The following is a 21900-nucleotide window of genomic DNA, read 5'->3' on the forward strand; positions in this document are numbered from 1 at the left end:
TTTAAAAGAAAAGGGAATTGATTCAAAGTCCGATCAGGGCTTTTCTTTCTCGCTTAAAAAAGAACATATGTTCGAAAGGGTGTATTCAATTGGGCGATTTTTTAACACATCTTGAGGAATACGTCAAAAACTTATATTGCCGCATGGGAATGACCGCCCCTCTCCATATTGATATGCAGATGATTGCCAAGGAGCTTGACATTTGGATTCATTTTGAAGATACGCACAGTATGATGCTGAAGCGGGACGGCATGTACAGCATCGTCCTGAATCAAAGAAAGTCACCCGAAGAGCAATGGCAGGATTTTGCGCACGAACTGTGCCATGTGCTGAAGCATACCGGCAACCATTTTCATATGAACAAGCTGTTCAGGGAACTGCAGGAATTTCAGGCCAACCATTTTATGTACCACTTCTGTGTGCCGACCTTTATGCTGTTAAACATGGAGCTTCCCCAACGGAGAAGCCATGCCGTTATTTTAATCGCAGCCGCTTTCCGGGTGACGGCATCATTTGCGGAAAAAAGACTCGAGCTGTTTGAACGGCGTAAAGCAGGTATTCAATTTCAGAAGCGGCTCGCTTGTCTGTTATCCGACAAGCGGCCGAATGTGTATTATGAAAGCGGACAGACACACTTGCATGCCGCTGAAGAAAAAACGCCGTATTTTATTGAAAATTAGCGATTCTCCGCGGCTTGGAACGCAGCCGGCAGAATGTCATCATTTTCACATCGCAGGAAAGGTTTTTGCATCATGACGCTGTTCTCACCGTGCTGCCCGCCACGCACTTCTTGCGCCGCATAGCAGCTCCAGTAAATATAAGAACGGGCCCCCTGTTCATTTATCATAAAAACCGGCCTTCACGGCTTCTACATACCGAAAAAACAGATCGGTTGGCGTATATTTTTCTCCCCGGCAGCCAAAATTGCTGAACAGCGCGTGTCTCTGCGCCGTGCTCACTTCCAATTGCAGCCCCATTTTCCTTTTTGTCCGATTGACAATGTTGCGGGGATTTACACCTGCCAGCCGATCATTCTTCTCTGTCAGCTCGGCATCAAACCCCGCTTCACGCAGCAGATCACAAATCAGTCTTGCTTTTTCCAGATCCGCGCCCCCGACGAGTGTATTTGCCTTTTTCAGATCATAATACCCATGAAAAGCCAATCCGTAATGATGGGCGGTCACTTTTTCTAAAGCCAGGGGTTCGTCAAAGCGTGTGCTTGTCAAATGGAGAGAACGGTTATCGCACCGCTTCGTTCCTTCAAATAAATAAATTGAGCTTTGGTCAGAAAATGCCCGCACCAGCTCACTGACACCCGGCTCAATCCTGCCGCCGTGGGGAGCGAGGACGATACATTTACTTCCCTCTTTTTCTTCATAAATAATTCTGTATTCCGATTCAGCAGCAGAAAGGGCTGCGAAATTGTCATATCTATCTTTCATGTGTAGCATGCTCTCCTTTTCCAGTCAGCACCAGTTTACTCTACTCATCTGGGAATGGAAACCTTTTTATAGTATGATTTGATAGAATACGTATCAGGGGGGATATATCATGGGGTTCATCAATGGATTGCTGGGCAATGCGTCGACAATATCGACGGCTGAAGCAAAAGCAGAACTGGCTCGTATTCTGCTGGAAGGTGAGAATGTCAACGCCGCATTTAAGCTTGTCCGAGATATCATTGTCTTTACGGATAAGCGTCTTATTCTTGTTGATAAACAGGGACTCACGGGGAAGAAAACGGAGATTCAATCCATTCCGTACAAGAGCATTTCCAGATTCAGCGTAGAAACCGCCGGCCGCTTTGACCTTGATTCAGAGCTGAAAATTTGGATTTCAGGCGCGGAACTTCCCGCTGTCTCAAAGCAGTTTAAAAAAGATGAAAGCATTTATGATATTCAAAAGGCCCTTGCCGCAGTTTGTATGTAAGAAGAAACGGAAGCCCGGGGAGCTTCCGTTTTATTGATTACAGTTTTTCTTCAATTTTCGCCTTCGTTTTCGGGCCGTAAATTCCGTCTGCCGTTAACCCGCTGACGGATTGAAAACGTTTTACGGCATTTGCCGTTTTCGGACCGTAAACGCCGTCCGCCCCATGATTTTTTGCTCCTTTATCGGGATAAAAATAAAGAGCGGATAAAGCGTTTTGCACTTGTTTTACGTTTGTCCCTTTCGTCAGCGGTTTCGTCACTTTGATCACACTTGATGGAAGCGGATAGGAAGACACAGCCTGACTTTTTGAAGAAGAACCCGTCTGAGCGAGCTTGATCACTTGTCCGACTGTAATGTGATTCGGATCTGTGATATGGTTGATGCTTTGCAGCGATTTTACGCTGACACCGTGCGATGCGGCGATTTCCGATAAGGTGTCGCCTTTTTTCACATGGTATTCAGACGCGGAAGAAGAAATAGAGGCTTTTTTTGCCGGCATACTTCCGCTTAATTTCTTTTCAATCTTCGCCTTCACTTCATCCCAGCGGCCTTCAGACAAAATGCGGTGCGGGCAGTACTTTCCGTTCCAGTCCTGATGCTTTCTGATTCTGTCAATCCCCCAGCCCCGTTCTTTCAAAAGCTGCGCCGCGAACGCAATCGCCAGTTCTTCTGCGGCTCTGTACCGTTCGCCGCCTGACTTACTGTAACAGATTTCTATAGCAATCGACTTTCGGTTTCCGGTACCGTTCGTGCCGTCTCCCGAATGCCAGGCATTCCGGTCCAACGGAATTCCCTGGATCACTTCTTTGTCATCAACCGCAAAATGATAGCTCGTTGATTCGCTGTTTCCCGTCATATAGCTGATTTCATTAGCGGCGGATGCGTCGTTTGCCGTGTTATGAATGGTAATATACTCCGGCGTCATCGGATTCGGACATTTTAACGCATATTTATCAGCCGATACGAGCCGTTTTTTCACTTCAATCCCCACTCTTCATCTCTCCTTATGCCTTTTTCATCAATAGATGGCATTCGTAGGACAGATAACTTGAGCATATAGACCCTGCATTCGGATAAAAATGGAATGGATACGCATGCAAAAAATAAGACCCTTCCACAGAAGGGTCTTTATGTTATGTTTGGTTGCGCGCGGCAATATGGAATGTGCCGTCCGCTTGGTTTTCCAAATGGCTTTCATGGCCGATCACCTGTGTAAAGCTGAACCCGACAGCAACAAGCAGCAATCCTGACAACAGTTTAGATTTCATATAGACAATCTCCTCTCTGGATTTGTTTTTGGGCGTGCACCATTTTTTCATAAAACGTGAGCGCTTTTTCAGGCTGTCCGTGTTTCATGTAAAATTTGGCAGCGTCATGCGCCAATTCTTCAACATACGGATACAGCATGTGTTCTTCCAGAAAATCAAACGTGTGCCTGACGGATGCGTTATCCATTTCCTTGCCGTATAACGCATGTAAAAATTGGAACAGATTCACAAACAATTCATCATTGTATTCGCGGGCGATACTGAGCCCGAGACGGTACTGCTTCTCTGCTTCGGCTGTAGTGTTCTGTTTATAAAGAACCTGTGTTAATGAGTAAATAGAATGCGGAAGATTATCGAACTTTTCTGACCTGCAAATGGAAACGGATGTCTCAAAATATTCGGCTGCTTTAGAGAGGTCTCCCATTTTTTCGTAACAGTTTCCGAGATTATATAAGGCTGAACTGATAAGACGGGGATTGCCTTCTTGTTTTGCAAGATCTAAAGCAAGTTCTAAGTGGGGCAATGCTCTTTCTGGATACTGCATGTCATCATAATTCCCTGCAATAACGAATTCACATTGGATTCTGCGGACGTTGTACGTCTCATACGATTGGTACGTTTCAAGGGCTTGAACGGCATAACTCATGGAGACGTAGGTTTGTTTCAGGTTGTAAAAAATCTCGGCCATTTTAAAAGCAAACTCAGCTTTCTCGATGTCATCAGAAACGAGTGCAAGGTTTTTTTCAGCCCGTTTGTAATACATCATGGCGTTTAGGAACATTTTCTGTTTAAATTCGTACATTCCTCGAAAAAAATTAAAGTAGTAATCAAGCAGTCCTGTCAGTTTATACTGGTTGCCTTCAATGTCTTCCAATAATTCTGAAAACTCAGGCTGAGAAGGGTCCTCTTTTAAGGGCTTGATGTAATCCAGCATGACACGGTGTCTGAATTCCATTAATGAATAATACAGCAGCAGATCCTGATCTTCTTCCATATCCTCGATCTCTCTCTCTACTTCACGTTTGACGCGCTCCGCCTCAAGGACGTGAAACTGCCGGATATGGGTATACCATTCATTAATTTTGAGCCCGACAAAAGAGGACGGAATAGTCTGCTTCATCCTCAATAAATCCCCCCTTTTGGAATGACCGAGATATGTCATATTTTATCATATTTGCTAGAAAAAGAAGAACGCAAAAAGACCGCAATTGTCGAATTTCGGATATCCGCAACGATTTATCTCCGTCACAAGCTTATTGCTTGTTTCTTCCGTGCCGTTGATATAGCATATCCTTGCAGCTTTTATTCTGTATTAAATGGGGGTTTTCACATGACAGCACAAAATCAATTGGTCAGCCACTTTCTGTCACATCGAAACGTGACGATTGAGCTGGCGGAAAAAATCAGCCGCGAGCATTACGACTACAAGCCGGCAGAGACATCAATGTCCGCTCAGGAACTTGTAAAACACATCGTTTATTCTTTTCTTATGTTTGCAAACGTCATTAACGACGGAAACGGATCAGCTATCCAGAACAAACCGAAAGAAGAAGCGGAAACAGACCTCGTCAAACTGGCTGAAGCATGTACTGAAAAAACGACAGACATCCTGTCACAGCTGACTGAAGAGCAGCTGAACCGCGAAATTGACCTGACCGCCTCTTTCGGCAGAAAAATAAACGGCGCGGCTCTCCTTCAGCTTGCCATGGAGCATGAAATTCATCATAAAGGCAATCTTTTCGTGTATGTCAGAGAAATGGGCCACACGGAACTTCCGTTTTATCAGCAAAAATCATAATCCGGCCATCCGCCGGTCTGCGACATAACAGCAGGCTGGCGGATTTTTTGTTCTGTATAAAATTTTCCGAAAATTTAATTGATTACCGCCTCTTAATCATATATAATCTGATAAAAATAGTAGGATTATTCAGGAGGCACACAGATGACTGTAAGCATTGTGTTTATGGGTTTCTTTGTCGGAACGCTTGTCGGATTGACGGGTGTGGGAGGAGCAGCGCTTTTGACTCCTTTACTGATCGTTTTGGGGATCAACCCCTCAATCGCCGTCGGCACTGACCTTTTATATAACTCCATCACCAAACTGTTCGGTGTCGTTTCTCATTGGAAGCAGCGCACCGTTCAATTTAAACTTGTCGGCTACTTGGCGCTCGGAAGCATTCCCAGCGCAACAGCCGCCATCGGTGTTCTTCACTTGTTTCCCGCTTTTCACCAGCATCAGGAGCAGATTATCAAACAGGCGCTCGGCTACGTGCTGACCCTTGTAGCCATTTCCATTATCGCCCGCCTTTTTTTCGATAAAAAACTGCGGCCGAACCGCTGGCAGCAAAAAACGCTTGAAGAAAAGCGGACACTCATGATATTGATCGGCGTCATTTTCGGTTTCATCGTCGGCCTGACATCTATTGGATCCGGCTCATTATTTGCGATCGCCATGCTATACCTGTTCAGAATGAAAACGGCAGAAGTGGTGGGAACGGATATCGCACATGCCTTTCTGCTCGTAACTGTTGCCGGTCTGTTAAACGCAAGCTTCGGAAGCGTCGATTACCTGCTTGTATTGAATCTGTTGATCGGCTCTGTGCCGGGTGTGCTTCTCGGCAGCTTCTTTTCGCCGAAATTCTCACCGCGCCCGCTGCAGTTTGTGATGGCGGCGATTATTTTAATCAGCGGAATAAAATTAATATAAAAAAGGCGGTCTGTTGTCAGATCGCCTTTTCCCTTATAACGTCACACCGGACTTAAAGATTGCAAGCTCCCGAAAATCGTTTTTTTCGTTATTGACGAATTCTCCGCTTGCAACTTTAATAATGTATTGAATAAAATCTCTTACAATGTGATCTTCTGTTGTTTGGTCTTCCGCCAATCTGCCCGCGTTGTAATCAATCCAATGAGGCTTTGATTGAAATAAATCGGTATTTGTTGATACTTTCACAGTCGGGACAAATGTGCCGAACGGCGTGCCTCTTCCGGTTGTAAACAAAACGATGTGACAGCCCGCCGCGGCGAGCGCTGAAGAAGCTATTAAATCATTGCCGGGCGCACTGAGCAGTGTCAATCCCTTTGTTTTCAGTGTTTCACCGTATGTCAGCACATCAGAAACCGGTGCAAGACCGGCTTTTTGGGTGCAGCCGAGCGACTTGTCTTCGAGCGTTGAAATGCCGCCTTCCTTATTCCCTGGTGACGGGTTTTCATAAATCGGCTGCTCGTGCTTCATAAAATATTGCTTGAAATCATTGATCAATCGGACTGTTTTATGAAACACTTCTTCACTCGCCGCACGCTGCATGAGAATCGTCTCAGCGCCGAACATCTCAGGCACCTCCGTTAAGACCGTGCTCCCTCCCTGTGCAATCAAGTAATCTGAAAATCTCCCTAATAAAGGGTTTGCGGTGATGCCGGAAAAACCGTCCGACCCGCCGCATTTCAATCCGATGCTCAATTCTGACAGCGGAATGTCCTCACGTTTATCTCCCTTTGCCGCAAGGTGTATCTCTTTAAGAAGCGCAGTACCCGCTTCAATTTCATCTGTGACAGCTTGTGATTCGAGAAATTTCACCCGATCTCCATTCACTTCAGAAAGTGTTTCCTTAATCGCCGCCAGCTCATTATTTTCACAGCCGAGCCCTAAAACCAGCACACCGCCCGCATTCGGATGACGGATGGCGTTCATCAGCATTTGTTTCGTATTCTCATGATCATCGCCAAGCTGGGAGCAGCCGTATTGGTGCTTTAATACCAGCACATTGTCAAAGGGCGCAATGTCTTTCGCCTCTTTTACGAAGCGCTGCAGGATTTTCTCAGCGACGCCGTTTACGCAGCCGACTGTAGGCACGATCCACAGTTCATTCCGGACGCCGGATGTACCGTTTTCTCTTCTGTAGCCTTTAAATGTCCGGTTCTCATTTGTAAAAGGATTGTCCTCGAAGCGCGGTGAATACGTGTATTCCTGCACATCGGATAAATTCGTTTGCAGATTATGGGTATGAATATGCTCGCCGGCCGAAATCCGCCTTGTCGCACGCCCGATTGAAAAACCGTATTTAATGGTGCTGCCGTTTTCTTCAATGGTTTGCAGCGCGATTTTATGCCCCCGCTTGACAGGATCCTTCACTTCAATCGTCATTCCGTCTGTATGCAGCCGTTCCCCTTTGTTAAAATGGCGCATGGCGAGAAGCACGTTATCGTTTTTATGGATTTTTATGACCTCTTTCATTTCACTTCCCCCTTTTTTCCGCAGCATTCATGTATCGCCTGCTTCATACCCCGCTTATGAATGACAGACAGAAAAAAAGCCGTTCGTTCAGTAAGCCCCGGAAGATGATTCAGATTCTTCCCCCACAATCGCTCTTCTCCTAATATGGCAGATGCCGCTTGAAACATATCATCTTTGCAACGGGACCGCGCCATTTGAAAACGGTTAAGAACCTCCTCGCAGTCTGCCGGTTTGTTCGGTCCGTTCCAGTATGAATAGATCATGGCGCTGAACGAAAATACCAGCTTCTCAGGTAGCCGGCCCTCCTGTTCGATATAAGCCTTCAGCGTCGGCAGGTTTCTTGTTTTGAATTTCGCGGCGGCGTTAAGGGTAATGCTTTGCAGATAATGGTGGATATAAGGGTTTTTAAACCGTTGTAACACATCTGCCGCGTATTGGGTGACATCCTCCATTTGCAGCACAGGGAGGATTTCTTCATTGATCAGCTCTTCAATGAATCTGCCCGTCACCTCGTGCTCAGCCGCTTCCCGGACGGTTTGCAGTCCGTATAGTAAAGCCACTGGCGCCAATGCCGTGTGAGCGCCATTTAAGATTCTCACCTTTTTTGTCCTGTAAGACGTAAGGTCAGACGTGATCAGTGCGTTCAGCCCGGCCTCAGCAAAAGGAAGCTCATTCTGAAGCTGTTCCGGCCCTTCTATCACCCACAAATAATAATGCTCACCAACCACAAGCAGACGGTCTTCGTATCCGAGAAAATCGGTAAGTTCTTCCGCGGTATCAACAGGAAATCCGGGAACAATCCGATCCACGAGGGTATTGCAGAAGATGTTCGCGTCATGAATCCATTGAGTAAAACCAGGTTCCAGCTCCCACAGCCCGGCATATTGAAGCACGGCCGCCTTCAGTTTCCGTCCGTTTTCTTCGACCAGTTCACATGGAAGCACAATACACCCTTTCTCGGCGTCACCCGCAAATGCCTTATAGCGGAAATAAAGGAACGCCGCTAATTTCCCGGGGAATGTTTTTTGAGGTCTATCCTCAAGCCGGTCGCCTTTCTCAAACGTAATTCCCGCTTCTGTCGTATTGGAAATGATAAAACGAAGCTCCTCTTGTGCTGCCAGCCGTTTAAAGGAATCATAGTCAGAAAAAAGATCAATGCCGCGGCTGATGGATTTGACGATCATGTGTTCTTCAGCCGGTTTTCCGTCCTTTATCCCCTGCAAAAAAAGCGTAAATAAACCGTCCTGCTCGTTTAAACGTTTTATTTTCTCAGAGCCTCTCGGCTGTACGGCGACAACGCTTCCGTTAAAATCCGTCAATTGATTCAATTGATCGATCTGCCAGTCAGCGAAAGCCCGCAAAAAGTTGCCTTCACCGAACTGAAGGACTTTTTCAGGATATTGAATGTATTCGCCGCACATCTTTTTATTCAGCTGCTGCAAGCTGTCCGCCTCCTTCTGTATTTATGCACACGTTAACATTTCTCCGTGTGAAAACCCGGATATTCAGACGGGCCGTTATGTGAGTTTTTTAATGGAATCTCTTATCATCACCTCGGTGTTTTCATATATTTTTTCCGCCGCCGTATCCGGGTCGGCGATTAGCGCCAAAATCTTCTCTGCGCCGAGAATGCTGATGTTTTCAACCGGGCGTTTTACTGTCGAAAGCCTCGGCGTCATGTATTGGGAAATGCCGATGTCATCAAACCCGATAACGGATATATCTTCCGGAACGTTCAGGCCTTTGGCGAAAATGGCGTTCATCGCCCCGATCGCCATATCATCGTTTGAACAAAAAACAGCCGTAGGAGGTGATTGAAGCGCCAAGAGTTTTTCCATCGCCTGACTGCCGCTTTCCATATCATAGCGGCCTTTTACACTGTATTCATGCTTAATCGGAATAGAATGATCAATTAAAGATGTCAAATAGCCTTCTTTCCGCTGAGAAGTTGACCTGAATCCTTCCTTTCCCTCAATGATCGCGATATCTCTGTGTCCGTTTGCGATCAGGCAGTCGACCGCCTGTCTGGAGCCTTCTTTATCGTTTGACAGGATATTCGTGATGCTCCGGTCATCAATGTCCCGGTTCAGCACGACAAGCGGGATGTTTTTCTCGCGGATATGATAAATAAATGAATTATCACTGTCGCTTTGGCTCATTAAAATGATTCCGTCATATCTCATGGGCGTAATGGTTTCAAAGCTTTTCAGGTCGTCAATCGCGCGGACGAACAAATTGTATTCCTCACTGATTGTGCGGTTTACACCTTTGATGGTATCGGAAAAAAAGCTGTGTGAGGTTCCGTTTGTGATGCTTGTAAAAAACAGCCCGATCGTATGGGACTTTTGCATGGCAAGGCTTTTTGCATTTACATTCGGTGTGTAATTCAGCTGTGAAGCGAGCTCTAATATTTTCTGTTTTGTATGCTCTTTAATGTAGGGGCTGCCGTTAAGTGCCCGGGATACGGTTGTGTGGGATACGTTGGCGAGTTTTGCGATATCTTTTATGGTTACCATCGTTTTTCCTTTCTTTCTGTATGCTGTCATTTATTTCTATTGTACCATTAACGGACAGTCCATAAAATCACTAAAGTTAAGGTTTTGCATGATGTAAGTCCTGAACGAGCTCGGCATGCTGCCGGTCCGTCAGCTTATACATCAAACCGATAATCAGCATGGCGCACGCTAAAGCGAAAGCCGGGTACAGCAGCAGAAGCCCTTTAATCCCGATCAGCGTGCCTTTTGTCTGAGATGCATTCGGGATATAGCCGATAACGCTCAGCCCGATGCCTGAAAGAAAACCTGATAAAGATTGGGCGAGTTTTCTGGAGAAGTTGAAAAGCGAATATGTCGTCGCCTCCTTCCGTTCACCCGTCTTCCATTCCCCGTAATCAATAATGTCCGACACAAGCGCCCACGTAATGCCGTTTGGTATGCTGATCCCGATAAAAGCAATGCTCGCTAACGCCGTAAAGATATATACATTTGACGGCAGACAGAAATTCAGCGCATCAGCCGCGGCGCTGACGGCAAAACCGATCATCACCGTTTGCTTTTTTCCGAAACGTTTGACGAGTTTCGGCATAAACAAAACACCTAAAAATGAAGAACCGATGATGATAAAACTCATGTAGGACATCAGCTCCGCATTGTTGAGATTGTACTGGGCGAAGTAAACAAGCATAGCGGATTTAATGTTATATGCCGATATTGAGAAAATCGTCATGAAAACGACGGTCAGAAGCGGTTTGTTGCCGATAAAGCATTTGAAAACCGACATGACGGACAGCTTTTCTTTCGGCGCTTCACGGACGATAATTCTTTCTTTGCAGTTTCGGTAGCAGATCATAAATCCCGCGATTCCGATTACGGCCATCATTCCCATGACTGCCGGGTAGCCGATGTGAACGTTATCAAAATGAACGAGAATCGGGATGACGATGACACTTGTAATGAGCAGCGCGCCGAGGGAGCCGATCTGGCGGAATGCAGAAAGCGCCGTTCTGTCCTCCGCATCCTGTGTAATGGCCGCGCCGAGGGAGCCGTACGGAATATTGACGAAAGAATAAGCGACCCCCCACAGCATGTAAGAAGCATAGGCGTACACAAGCTTCCAGGTGACGCTCACGTCCGGTGACACAAAAATCAATACGGTCATGACCGCAAGAATAATACTTCCGAATAATAAGTACGGCCTGAATTTCCCCCGGGGTCCGATCTTTTTTCTGTAGTCAATGGCCGAGCCGACAATCGGATCAGTCACAGCCGCAAACAGCTTGCTGACCAAAAAAATACTGCCGGCGAACGCTGCCGGAATGCCTGCGACATCTGTGAAAAACTTCAGCAAATAGATCTGCCCGAGATCAAACATAAATCCGTTCCCAAAATCTCCAAAACCATAGGATACTTTTTCTTTCAGACTCAGCTTATGCTCCTTCACTTTTGCGGCAGGTGCTGTCACGACAGGCACATTACTCATAGGCCACCTCTTTCATTCCATTTTTTAAAAGCGGAAATATTCCTCAGCATTCCGGTAACAAATCCCCTCGACAATCTTTCCTAAAAGCTCCATATCGTAAGGCGCTTCGCCTTGTTCCGCCCAGCCGCCGATCAGCGTGCAGACAAGCCGCCTGAAGTATTCATGGCGGGGATAGGACAGGAAACTTCTTGAATCCGTCAGCATCCCGATAAAACGGCTGAACAGGCCTGTATTTGATAACGCTTTCATTTGCTGGAGCATTCCATCTTTCGTGTCATTGAACCACCAGGCTGTGCCGAATTGAATTTTCCCCGGTGTTTTCCCATCCTGAAAGCTGTTGATCATGCTGGCGATAATATAGTTGTCATTCGGATTCAAAGAATACAAAATCGTTTTAGGCAATTGCCGCTTTTTTTCGGCGGAATCTAACAGCCGGGCGAGCGGTTTTGCGATACGTTCATCATTAATTGAGTCATATCCCGTATCAGGACCGAGGCTGCTGAACTTATTTGTATTGGTATTTCTTAACGCGTTAATATGGAACTGCATCGCCCAGTCCAGTTCGGCGTAAAGACCGCAAAGATATTGCAGCGTCCGTGTTCTGAATTTCTTTTCATCTTCAAAAGACACATGCTCTCCGCTTAATCCGGCTGCAAAAATCCGGGCCGCTTCCTCTTCGGTCGTCTCGGCATAGACCATTTGATCTAATGCGTGATCCGACACTCTTCCCCCGGCATTGTGAAAAAAGCGGACGCGGGATTCTAACGCATCTAAATACGATTGGTAGGTGGTGACAGCCATTCCGGAAGCGCTCTCCAGCGAACGGACCCAATCGGCAAAACCCGGGCTGCTGATGTCCAGTCCTTTGTCAGGCCGAAATCCGGGCAGCACTTGAACCGGAAAATCACTTTCTTTCAACAGTTCGTGGTATGTCAGCGCATCGGCAGGATCGTCGGTTGTGCAAATGACTTTGACTTTTGATTTCAGAATGAGATCCCTTGCGCCAAACCCGTCTCCCTGCAGGAGCTCATTCGTTTTTTTCCAAATTGCCGCGGCCGTTTTTTCATTCAATACGTCATAAATGCCGAACCAGCGCTGCAGCTCTAAATGCGTCCAGCTGTACAGCGGATTGCCTATCGCCATCGGCACCGTTTTTGCCCAGGCGAAAAACTTCTCTTCATCTGAAGCGTTTCCGGTAATGCAGCGCTCTTCAATGCCGTTGGCCCTCATGATACGCCACTTGTAGTGGTCACCGTAAAGCCATGCCTCCGTAATCGTTGCGAAGGTTTTATTTTCATAGATTTCCTTTGGGCTTAAGTGACAGTGATAATCAATGATCGGCATGTTTTCGGCGTATTCCCTGTACAGCTTTACGGCCGTTTTACTATCCAGTAAAAAATCATCACCCATAAAAGCTTTCACACTTTCATCCTCCCTCTTAAAAATGTTAACGTTAACAAAATGGTTCTTTTTTATTTTAGCTTCCTCTTTCTCACATATCAATCATTTTATTTTATTTTTCAGAAAATTGTATCCATTAACATTTTCATACAAAAAAAAGACACTGCCGAGAAAGTCCGGCAATGTCTTCTGTGTGATCTTAAGGATTAATTAGTAAGCGAGGCTGAATAATCCTTTGATATGTGTTAAATAACGTACGTTACTTGCTTCTTTCATTAAAGATGCCGGAAGACCTTTCAGCGGAGTAGAGTTCGCTCCGATGATGGCAACCGCGTCTTTACGTCCGAGGCTTGCAAGCGTACCAGAGTTTACAGGCTTGAATGTTTCAAGCGTTTTTCCTTCTAAGTAAGCGAACAGGTTGTAACCGACAAGTTCACCCATCTGCCAAGCGATTTGCGCTGTCGGCGGGTACGGACGGCCGTCCGGCGCAAAGTATACAGCGCTGTCTCCGACAACGAATACATCTTCATGAGAAGTAGATTGTAAGAAATCGTTAACCGTCGCACGGCCGCGGTTCACTTCAAGGCCGGATTCGCCGACTAACGGGTTGCCTTGTACGCCGCCTGTCCATACAAATGTGTTGGCAACGACTTTTGAACCGTCTTTCAGATCAATAACGTTTCCTTCAACATTTGTAACAGGAAGACCTGTTAAGAACTCAACGCCGCGTTTTTCAAGACTTTTTGTCGCGCGTTCGATAAGGTCATCAGGAAGAACAGGAAGAATTTTCGGACCTGCTTCTACTAATTTCAGTTTGATTTCTTTCGGATCTACGCCGTATTTTTTCGTAAGGTTCGGCATGATGTCAGCAAGCTCACCGACAAGCTCGACGCCTGTTAAGCCGCCGCCGCCGATAAGGATCGTTGCATCAGCTTCGTTTTTCGTTTTAGCGTATTCACGCACACGGTCTTCCACGTGTTTGTATACTTTGTTGGCATCAGCCGCAGATTTCAGCACCATGCTGTTTTCTTCGAGTCCAGGAATGCCGAAATAAGCCGTAACAGAACCAAGTCCGACAACAAGCGCGTCATAAGTCAGCTTAGAACCGTCAGAAAGGGCAACTTCTTTCTTATCAACTGAGAAAGAATTGACTTCTGCGATTTTAATGTCGACGTCTTTTCCTTTCAGAAGTTTTTCAAGCGGCATAGCAACAGCCTGTTCAGACACGTTGCCGGCTGCAAGGCGGTGCAGTTCCGTAATGATTTGGTGAGTCGGGTATTTGTTCACAACGGTTACGCGTGCTTCATCTTTACTGTAATGTTTGCGAACGGTTAAAGCAGAAAGAACTCCGCCGTAACCAGCGCCTAAAATGACAATATGTTTTGACATCGTATATCCTCCGTCCTTTATATCAATTTGAATCTGAGATTATTTTTGTTTTTCGTTCATGATTTCAAGATAGCTGTTAGCAAAACGGAACAGCTTTTGAGCTTGAGGATCTTTCAGCATGCGCAGCAGGCCGAAAAGTCCGATCGTTTCATTGCTTGCATCCGCGCGGTCTTTTGCTTCGATCGCAGTAGCCGCCACTTCTTTCGCTGTTTCTTTCACCGGCTCAAGAATTTCTGTAAGCGCACCCACTGTATCGCTCTTCAATACTTCGTCTGTCGCTACAGACTGTGCAAAATCATAAGACTTCGTTAAAATATTTACTAACTCAGTCAGTTTTGGAAGCTGATCCACTAAAACAGTCAGTGATTCTTGAACTTCAGGTTTTAGCAGCTGATCAATAAGATCGCGTTGGCCTTGGCTGACAGATGCATTTGTTTGATCGATTGTTTCTGGCATATCCGATTCTCCTTTACTATAAGCAGTATGCTGATTTTTTTGGAAAGGGTAGCCTTTCCCCCTTCATGCAGAAAAGCATGAAAAAGCAAGATTGTGAATTCATGCACAATCATTTACAAAAATAAATGTTTACTACCCAGTTTTTCACTTTGCCATATCCAGTATTATTTTTATATCAACAAAAACAATTGAATAAGTCAAAATTTCTTTTTCCTCTCTGAAAATAGCAAACATAAAAAACCCCAATTTGATTTACTCTTATATAATAACACTTTTTGAACAAAATTTGAACGTGAATTGTTTCGTTTATGAAATTATTTATATGGCGGGGGTGTAATAACGTTTCTTTTAGGCTATTTTTTTACAGACCATCCGCTTTTCCCCTGTCATTTCTCCCACAATTTTAATAGCGGGCCCGTTTTTCCCGTAAAGGGGTCGCATTCCGGGAGCGGGACACGGCTGATTTCTTCTGAAGTTCTATCATTTTTCTCCGTTTTTGTATCGTACTGCCGCCCGCCCGGATAAGCCCCGATCACGGTAAAATCAGAACTGCCCGACAGTTTTTTATGTCCGGTGCCGGCCGGAATGACCGCTGCGTCTCCCATTTGAAGAACGGCGTCCGCTCCTTGTTCCCCGCCGAACCTCAAAACCGCGTTTCCTTTTACCGCGACAAGAACTTCGTGCGTGGTGCTGTGAAAATGGTGATACGGAAATACTCCGCCCGTCCAGCTGTTCGACCAATCGTGCCGGCGGAGGACGGACTCTGCTTTCTGTACCGTTTCTTCATTAAATACCGCGTTATAAATAACAAGCGGAAGATTCGGGTTATTCGGAATGCGGCCGTCATCTTCAAAATAAAGCACTTGAATATCCTCTTTCTGCATTGTTTTCACCTCCGTATATGTCTGTTTCCCATTCATCATTTGTTAAAACGCTATTTTCTCATATTCCATTGCGAAGCCTGCCGGTGAATAGTATAGTATAAAAAAATATGTGTCAAAATGAGGGATTTAATGAAAGCCATCGTGATCGGAATATTGGCATCTCTGTTTTTTGCAGTCACCTTTATTTTAAACAGGGCGATGGAGCTTTCCGGCGGAAGCTGGATGTGGAGCTCTTCCCTGCGTTTTCTTTTTATGGTTCCGTTTTTATTTTTGATCGTTTATGTGAAAGGAAAATGGGCGCCGCTCTGGCATGAAATCCGAAAAAAACCGTTTTTTTGGCTGAAGTGGAGTTTTACCGGGTTCGTGCTTTTTTATGCCCCGATTACGTTTGCGGCGGCATATGGGCCGGGCTGGCTGATCGCCGGCACGTGGCAGATTACAATTGTCGCGGGTGTGCTTCTGTCGCCGTTTTTCTACGAAACAAAAAATTCACCGGCGGGCCCGGTTTCCGCCAGACAAAAGATCCCGCTGATTTCGCTGGTTACTTCCGTCATCATCCTGATCGGAGCCGGTCTGATTCAGCTTCAGCATGCGGGTTCTCTGTCCGGCCGCACGATACTATTCAGCGTTGTGCCGGTCGTCATCGCCGCTTTTTCCTATCCGCTCGGCAACCGCAAAATGCTGGAACAATACGGCGGAAAACTCGATACGTTTCAGCGGGTGCTCGGCATGACGCTCGCAAGCCTTCCGTTTTGGCTTTTGATCGCCGCTTTCGGCTGGCATAGAGACGGGCTTCCGTCAATGGGACAGACATTCCAATCCTTTATCGTCGCACTCAGCTCTGGCGTTATCGCAACAGTATTATTTTTCCGCGCCACCGATATGGTGAGGAATGAGCCGCAGAAGCTCGCTGCTGTTGAAGCGACGCAGTCCGGAGAGGTTCTTTTTGCACTGATCGGCGAAATCGTCTTTTTATCCGCGGCGTTTCCGTCACTTCTTTCATTTGCCGGACTGTTCATTATTATTGCGGGAATGGTCATGCATACATTCGCTTCCCGGCAGACAGACCAGAAAACGGCTGAGCAAACGTCAGCCAATCTCACCGGTTCCTGATTTTTTTACGAAAGGTGTCCTCCTGTATGAAAGAAGAAATTCCGGCAATATCTTTTCTGTCAGCCGGCAAACGCTTTGAACAAAACAATACGTCCTTTGATGTCCTAAGCCGTGTAACCGGACATATTCAAAAAGGTTCTATCACGGCGTTGATAGGGCCTTCCGGCGCGGGAAAAAGCACATTGCTGTCACTGTGCAATCTGATGAATACACCTGATGAAGGGGAAGTGCTTGTATTCGGAAAAGAAATAAGACACTGGGACATCAGAGAGCTCAGAAAAACCGCGGGCCTTGCATTTCAATCAGCTCCCGCCCTCGAGGGAACGGTGCGGGACAACCTTCTGCTCGCAGAAAAACTCCACGGAGCACAGCACTATACGCCTGAAGAGCTCGCAGATTTTACAGACCTTCCGCGCGGGCTTCTGGATCGAAATGCAAAAGAATTATCCGGAGGGCAGCGGCAGAAGCTCTCATTAGCGCGAACTCTCGCCGGACTGCCGTCCATCCTGCTGCTGGATGAAATCACCTCGGCGCTGGACCCGTCATCCGTTCTCATCATTGAGAAACTGATTACGAAACTCCATCGGCAAAAACAGCTGACGGTCCTGTGGATCACCCATAACCTTGAACAAGCGGAACGATTATCCGATACGGTATGGTTTATGGCTGAGGGTCGGCTTTTAGAGACCGCGGAAACGAAAACGTTCTTTAAGGAACCGAAACACGAAAAGGCCCGGGCGCTTTTACAAGGGAGCGGGTGCTGATATGAATGATCTTTCTCTATTATTGACAAGTATATTTGTCATTATTGCTTTATTCCTGTCTACATCTTTTAAAGCCGGCGTCGAAAAGGATATGATCGTCGCAACCGTCAGGGCCGTCATTCAGCTTCTCATCATCGGCTATGTGCTGTCGCTGATTTTTCGCGGTGATCACCCGATATTTATCATATTAATGGTGCTTCTCATGCTCACGGCCGCTTCGCACAATGTCTCCAAACGGAAAAAAATGCGGATCGGCTCATTTTGGCGCGTTTTTCTGACACTGGCGATCGCGGAAACCGTGACGCAGGGACTTTTACTGACCCTTCACATCATTCCGTTCACTTCAAGATATGTCATTCCGATAAGCGGCATGGTCATCGGAAACTCCATGGTGCTCTCAAGCCTGTTTTTAAGCAGGCTCAGTTCGGAAGCAGACCTGCGGAAAGAAGAAATCCAGCTGATTCTCTCTCTCGGAGGAACGCCTAAGCAGGCCGTCCGGCAGATATTGACGTCCAGTATGAAGCTCAGTATGATCCCGACGCTTGAAAGCCAGAAAACATTGGGTCTCGTTCAGCTTCCCGGCATGATGACGGGGCAGATTTTAGCGGGGGCTGATCCGATACAGGCGGTGCGCTTTCAGCTGCTGATCGTTTTTACAACGATGGCCTCCGCTCTTCTTACATGTATCATACTCAGCGCCTTGACATATCCTTCCCTTTTCACGGAACACTGGCAATTAAAAAAATTCAGCAGGGAAGCGTAGGCTTTTTTCCCTGCTGAATGATGGTTTATGACAAGGTCAGAGATTCATAGTAACGGGATAATTCAATAATCATCGCTCCCATCCGCTCAATGTCCGGAGCAAGGACCCTCTTTACCCCTTCATCCCGGATCGCTTCAGCCGTCACTTTGCCGACTGCGGCGGCAAGCACTTGTTTTTCGAATGCCTGCTGCAATTCTTTTGTGAACCCTTTTTCTTTTGCATAATCAAAGAGAGAGCGCACTTGAATGGCTGTTGTAAAACATACGGCATCGACCTCTCCGTTTAACAGCTCTCCCAGCAGTTTATTAACCGTCTCCCTTTCAGGCGGAATATGCTGATACGGCAGAACAGGGAATACCTCCGCTCCGTTTTTCTCAAGGAACTCCGTTAAGACCGGCGCTTTTTCGCCATGAAGCTGTATCATGACTTTTTTATCTTTAAAGTCAAATCGTTCCAAGGAGCGGATCAGCCCTCTTGTTGTACCGTCTTCATCTGAGGCATGCGGCGTGATGCCGAGTTTTTTTAAGGCCGCATATGTTTTATAGCCTCTGCAGCCGATTTTCGCTTCATGAACGGCCGCTAAAAATTCTTCTTTCAGACCGATTTTTTCCGATACCGACAATAACGTTTCCGTACCGATGCCTGTGGTGAATATCACCCAGTCGGCTTTTTGCCCGGCAAATGTTCTTACGTCGGGTTCCATTTGATCCTCCGCCAGGTATACGGTTCCTTGGAGGGAACGGACGACCGCCGTTCCGCCCTGCTTTTCTATTAATCTTGTGATCTCTTCTGTTTTCCGCGAACCGCCGATGGCAATCCGTTTCCCGTTCAATCCTTTTCCCATCGCTGTTTTCTTCTTCCCTTCAGATGCCGGGCGCCCTATGGCAGGCCGTCATTTATTTCTATTATTGTTACGCAATCAGCCGGGAAAATCAAGCTATGCTCCCGTTGAATCCCCCGTGCAGTTGCTGTATCATTAACCGGGCAGAACGATTTGATTCGCGGAGGGATTTTCAATCATGGAAACAAAAAAAGAGTTCGAGACAAAAGGATACGATACTTCGGTCATTTATGAGTTCAATGAATATCCTGATGTTCACAGCGGCCGATGTGACAATTGTGACTACACGCTGTTTAAAAGCTCAGTGAAGGGCGGAAAATTTTTGAGGGAATGCCGGAGATGCGGCATGAAGAAAAACATATAACAAAACAGGCAGCCGCCTTCCGGTGCGCTGCCTGTTTCTCAATCAATTTTCGACGGCCGCCTTTTTCAAAAATTCTTCAATGGCACAAACAGCCTGTTTGGGGCCGCCGGTTTCTTCTATTTTCTGCTGCATGCTTTTCACGCGGCTGAGGATGTTTTTATCGCCGTATACGTTTTGAACGTCTTTTTGCAAACGGGCCACAGTGACTTCTTTCGGCGGCAGATGCACGCCAAGCCCCAATTCATCCACACGCTTTGCGGTAACCTCTTGTTCGTGCATTTGCGGAACGACAACGAGCGGGACACCCGCATTCATCGCCTCCATTGTACTGTTCATCCCGCCGTGAGATACGAACAGCTTTGCTTTCTCCAGCACATCAAGCTGAGGAACGTGCTGGCGGATGATAAAGTGATCGGGGACATCCGAAAAACTTTCCGGATCAATTGTTGTGCCGACTGACATAATAACCCGCCAGTCCGAGTCCCGAAACGCGTCAATACACATCTGGTAAAAATCAGGCCAGGCGTTAAACGCCGTTCCCAGTGAGATGAGCATAAGCGGACGGTCATCGGCTGCATCAATTTCCAGACTTCCCGTATTTGTGCGTTCTCCAAGAGACGGACCCACAAAACAGAATCGTTCATCAAAGGTTTCCTGTTTCGGCTGAAAGGCCCTTGGCATAAAGACAATATTCAGTTTTTCAGGCATAAAAAATTCTTCCATTGTCATCCGTTTCAATTGTTCATTTTCAATCTGCTCCTGGTATTCTTCTATCGCCTGTTTGGCCGCTTCCAGTGTTTCTTCGTCTCTTCCTAATTGAAAATACTCATTCATTGCATAGCTCGGGCAGAACTTTACGGCCGGGATGCCGCTATTATCCGCAAACAATTTTCCTGCAAGAGCTAAAAAATCAAACAGGACGATGTCAGGAAGGTCGTCTTTGTACAGCTCTTCCAGCTGCGGAAGCACTTCAACCGCTTCTTCCAGAAACATCACAAACGCATCATTTTTATTTACCCGTTCTTTTATCGTCTCCGGGTCCGCCTTTATGCTTGTGCGGTATAAAACGGGAATGGCGCCCGTTTTGGCAACGGAAGCTTCGAATTCCTCAGTCGTAGCGAATGTCACTTTATACCCGCGATTGACAAGTTCCTCGGCTACGGGCAGCGTGGGATTGACATGACCGTGAGCGGCCACATTAATAATGGCGATGTGTGTTTTTCTCATCATTTTTCTTCTCCCTCATTTTCGTTTATCTCCGCTTCTAAAGACTCCAGCCCGTACATGACACTGTTTCGGATCGGCTCAATCTGGACCGGCTCAAGGTGTGAAAAGGCTTTTACAATTCCTTTCAGCGCCACTTCCGCTTCAAGTCTGGCAAGCGGAGCGCCTAAGCAGAAGTGTACGCCGAATCCGAAGGAAAGGTGCGGATTCGATTGGCGATGAATATCAAATACGCCCGCCTTCTCAAATTTGTTTTCATCACGGTTGGCAGATGCAACGTAGCAGAGAACGATCTCCCCGCTTTTCAAGCGGCGTCCGCGCAGTTCAGTGTCGTGCCGGACCGTCCTTCTGACAAACGGAGCGGGAGCGCGAAAACGCAGCGTCTCTTCCACCGTTTGCGCGATGAGAGAAGGGTCCTGTCTCAGCTCTTCATAAAGGCCGGGCGTCTCTAATATGCTGTAAACCGCATTTGAAATGAGATTAGTCGTTGTTTCATTTCCCGCCACTAAAAGCAGGTTGCAAAACGGGATCAGATCTTCTGCCGTGAGCTTCTCTCCCTCTTCTTCCTCTTTTATCAAAATAGAAATAATGTCTTGGCCGGGCTGTTTTCGTTTGCTTTCTATTATTTCCGCAAAAAACGCCGCCAGCTCCGCCTCACATTGGTCACGTTCCTGCTGATTTTTCTCCGCCGCTTCAGGACTCGCATCTTTCGGCATGCTGACGAGAATGTCCGACCATTTTTTAAACTGATCCATACGTTCGGACGGAACGCCTAATAATTCTGAAATCACCATGACCGGCAAAGGGTAAGAGAGATCTTTAACGATATCAATCCGCCCTTTGTTCTTTGCCTGTTTCAGGAGATGATCGGTAATGTCTTTAATTCTCGGCTCCCATTCCTTCAAGACGCGGGGAGTGAAAGCGCGATTGACGGCGGATCTGATTTGGGTATGCTTCGGCGGGTCCATATTCAGCATGGACTTTGCAATCGAGCTTTTCACATCAGTCATGAGGCTTGAGAACGTCTCTTTATCACTGATGACTTTTTTGACATCATCGTATAAAAACACACTCCAAACCTTCGTTTCTTCATCAAAGTGTATAGGGCTTTCCCGTCTCATTTTTTCGTACCAAGGAAAAGGGTTGTATACGTCCAGGCCGTTTTTTCCTTTCATCAGGGTTCTTTGGATGGCTTGTCTCGTGCTCCTCAGCTTACTCATGTTTCATCACTCCTGATTGTTTCATATTTGAATAGTTGACGTACCTTGAATTTTATCCTAGCACATATTTTC

Annotated in this window: 24 protein-coding genes; 8 read left to right on the forward strand and 16 right to left on the reverse strand. The window is 46.6% G+C overall.

Annotated features, from left to right (window positions below; translation table 11 throughout):
- Positions 1-89: 89 nt before the first annotated feature.
- On the forward strand, positions 90-680 hold the full coding sequence (locus BGM27_RS03225; RefSeq protein WP_007407286.1) for an ImmA/IrrE family metallo-endopeptidase: 591 nt from the start codon (positions 90-92) through the stop codon (positions 678-680).
- Here BGM27_RS03225 and BGM27_RS03230 read toward each other — a convergent pair.
- Both BGM27_RS03230 and BGM27_RS03235 read right to left on the reverse strand, forming a co-directional pair.
- Positions 677-847, reverse strand: coding sequence for a hypothetical protein (locus BGM27_RS03230; RefSeq protein WP_007407287.1), 171 nt, complete (start codon positions 845-847; stop codon positions 677-679). The two genes, BGM27_RS03225 and BGM27_RS03230, sit on opposite strands and share 4 nt — an antisense overlap.
- Positions 837-1442 (reverse strand): poly-gamma-glutamate hydrolase family protein, encoded by a 606-nt coding sequence (locus tag BGM27_RS03235; protein WP_007407288.1) that lies wholly within the window; start codon positions 1440-1442, stop codon positions 837-839. Before BGM27_RS03235 ends, BGM27_RS03230 begins: the two co-directional genes overlap by 11 nt.
- Positions 1443-1551: 109 nt before the next feature.
- Between BGM27_RS03235 and BGM27_RS03240 the strand changes: the two genes are divergently transcribed.
- Positions 1552-1929 (forward strand): PH domain-containing protein, encoded by a 378-nt coding sequence (locus BGM27_RS03240; protein ID WP_007610770.1) that lies wholly within the window; start codon positions 1552-1554, stop codon positions 1927-1929.
- 37 nt (positions 1930-1966) lie between these two features.
- Here BGM27_RS03240 and BGM27_RS03245 read toward each other — a convergent pair whose 3' ends face one another.
- From BGM27_RS03245 to BGM27_RS03255, 3 genes are all read right to left on the reverse strand, one after another.
- Complete coding sequence (locus BGM27_RS03245) at positions 1967-2920, reverse strand: N-acetylmuramoyl-L-alanine amidase (RefSeq protein WP_020953976.1); 954 nt, start codon at positions 2918-2920, stop codon at positions 1967-1969.
- Positions 2921-3062: 142 nt separating this feature from the next.
- Entirely contained in the window at positions 3063-3197 is a 135-nt protein-coding gene (locus BGM27_RS03250; RefSeq protein WP_003154881.1) for a PhrA family phosphatase inhibitor, read from the reverse strand.
- Positions 3187-4323 (reverse strand): Rap family tetratricopeptide repeat protein, encoded by a 1137-nt coding sequence (locus BGM27_RS03255; RefSeq protein WP_087920760.1) that lies wholly within the window; start codon positions 4321-4323, stop codon positions 3187-3189. The genes BGM27_RS03250 and BGM27_RS03255 overlap by 11 nt, the downstream gene beginning before the upstream one ends.
- Positions 4324-4527: 204 nt before the next feature.
- Between BGM27_RS03255 and BGM27_RS03260 the strand changes: the two genes are divergently transcribed.
- Both BGM27_RS03260 and BGM27_RS03265 read left to right on the forward strand, forming a co-directional pair.
- Positions 4528-4995 (forward strand): DinB family protein, encoded by a 468-nt coding sequence (locus BGM27_RS03260; protein ID WP_007407292.1) that lies wholly within the window; start codon positions 4528-4530, stop codon positions 4993-4995.
- A 144-nt stretch (positions 4996-5139) separates the two neighbouring features.
- Complete coding sequence (locus BGM27_RS03265) at positions 5140-5904, forward strand: sulfite exporter TauE/SafE family protein (protein WP_003154887.1); 765 nt, start codon at positions 5140-5142, stop codon at positions 5902-5904.
- A 33-nt stretch (positions 5905-5937) separates the two neighbouring features.
- On the opposite strand, the gene BGM27_RS03270 is transcribed toward BGM27_RS03265, so the two are convergent.
- The 8 genes from BGM27_RS03270 to BGM27_RS03305 all read right to left on the reverse strand — a co-directional run bounded on the left by BGM27_RS03270 (position 5938) and on the right by BGM27_RS03305 (position 15539).
- On the reverse strand, positions 5938-7431 hold the full coding sequence (locus BGM27_RS03270; protein WP_038462165.1) for a UxaA family hydrolase: 1494 nt from the start codon (positions 7429-7431) through the stop codon (positions 5938-5940).
- Complete coding sequence (locus BGM27_RS03275) at positions 7428-8873, reverse strand: tagaturonate reductase (protein WP_007407296.1); 1446 nt, start codon at positions 8871-8873, stop codon at positions 7428-7430. The genes BGM27_RS03270 and BGM27_RS03275 overlap by 4 nt, the downstream gene beginning before the upstream one ends.
- 75 nt (positions 8874-8948) lie before the next feature.
- Positions 8949-9947 (reverse strand): LacI family DNA-binding transcriptional regulator, encoded by a 999-nt coding sequence (locus BGM27_RS03280; RefSeq protein ID WP_007407297.1) that lies wholly within the window; start codon positions 9945-9947, stop codon positions 8949-8951.
- A 76-nt stretch (positions 9948-10023) separates the two neighbouring features.
- The gene (locus BGM27_RS03285) at positions 10024-11409 is read right to left on the reverse strand and encodes an MFS transporter (RefSeq protein WP_012117354.1); all 1386 of its coding nucleotides are present in this window, start codon (positions 11407-11409) and stop codon (positions 10024-10026) included.
- A gap of 24 nt (positions 11410-11433) precedes the next feature.
- Positions 11434-12831 (reverse strand): glucuronate isomerase, encoded by a 1398-nt coding sequence (gene uxaC, locus BGM27_RS03290; protein ID WP_007407299.1) that lies wholly within the window; start codon positions 12829-12831, stop codon positions 11434-11436.
- Between the two features lie 189 nt (positions 12832-13020).
- A complete protein-coding gene (locus tag BGM27_RS03295; protein ID WP_014417508.1) occupies positions 13021-14199 on the reverse strand; it encodes an NAD(P)/FAD-dependent oxidoreductase in 1179 nt (392 codons plus the stop codon).
- Between the two features lie 39 nt (positions 14200-14238).
- Positions 14239-14655, reverse strand: coding sequence for a DUF1641 domain-containing protein (locus BGM27_RS03300; protein WP_003154908.1), 417 nt, complete (start codon positions 14653-14655; stop codon positions 14239-14241).
- Between the two features lie 386 nt (positions 14656-15041).
- Positions 15042-15539, reverse strand: a complete 498-nt coding sequence (locus BGM27_RS03305; RefSeq protein WP_007407302.1) for a cupin domain-containing protein — start codon at positions 15537-15539, stop codon at positions 15042-15044.
- Positions 15540-15668: 129 nt separating this feature from the next.
- On the opposite strand from BGM27_RS03305, the gene BGM27_RS03310 reads away from it, so the two are divergent.
- Genes BGM27_RS03310 through BGM27_RS03320 form a run of 3 tightly spaced genes read left to right on the forward strand, consistent with a single transcriptional unit; the run spans position 15669 to position 18179 of the window.
- Positions 15669-16652, forward strand: a complete 984-nt coding sequence (locus tag BGM27_RS03310) for a DMT family transporter (RefSeq protein WP_007407303.1) — start codon at positions 15669-15671, stop codon at positions 16650-16652.
- A gap of 26 nt (positions 16653-16678) precedes the next feature.
- Complete coding sequence (locus tag BGM27_RS03315) at positions 16679-17416, forward strand: ABC transporter ATP-binding protein (RefSeq protein WP_007407304.1); 738 nt, start codon at positions 16679-16681, stop codon at positions 17414-17416.
- 1 nt (position 17417) lies between these two features.
- Complete coding sequence (locus BGM27_RS03320; RefSeq protein WP_007407305.1) at positions 17418-18179, forward strand: ABC transporter permease; 762 nt, start codon at positions 17418-17420, stop codon at positions 18177-18179.
- Between the two features lie 25 nt (positions 18180-18204).
- Here BGM27_RS03320 and BGM27_RS03325 read toward each other — a convergent pair whose 3' ends face one another.
- Positions 18205-19023, reverse strand: coding sequence for a uroporphyrinogen-III synthase (locus tag BGM27_RS03325; protein WP_007407306.1), 819 nt, complete (start codon positions 19021-19023; stop codon positions 18205-18207).
- A 175-nt stretch (positions 19024-19198) separates the two neighbouring features.
- Here BGM27_RS03325 and BGM27_RS03330 point away from each other — a divergent pair, with 175 nt between their 5' ends.
- Positions 19199-19384, forward strand: a complete 186-nt coding sequence (locus BGM27_RS03330; RefSeq protein ID WP_003154919.1) for a DUF8096 family protein — start codon at positions 19199-19201, stop codon at positions 19382-19384.
- 42 nt (positions 19385-19426) lie between these two features.
- Here BGM27_RS03330 and BGM27_RS03335 read toward each other — a convergent pair whose 3' ends face one another.
- Both BGM27_RS03335 and BGM27_RS03340 read right to left on the reverse strand, forming a co-directional pair.
- Positions 19427-20611, reverse strand: a complete 1185-nt coding sequence (locus BGM27_RS03335) for a macrolide family glycosyltransferase (protein ID WP_007407307.1) — start codon at positions 20609-20611, stop codon at positions 19427-19429.
- Positions 20611-21828 (reverse strand): cytochrome P450, encoded by a 1218-nt coding sequence (locus BGM27_RS03340; protein ID WP_007407308.1) that lies wholly within the window; start codon positions 21826-21828, stop codon positions 20611-20613. The genes BGM27_RS03335 and BGM27_RS03340 overlap by 1 nt, the downstream gene beginning before the upstream one ends.
- Between the last annotated feature and the right edge of the window lie 72 nt (positions 21829-21900).

This window comes from Bacillus sp. FJAT-27001, assembly GCF_019039175.1.
GTDB lineage: Bacteria > Bacillota > Bacilli > Bacillales > Bacillaceae > Bacillus > Bacillus velezensis.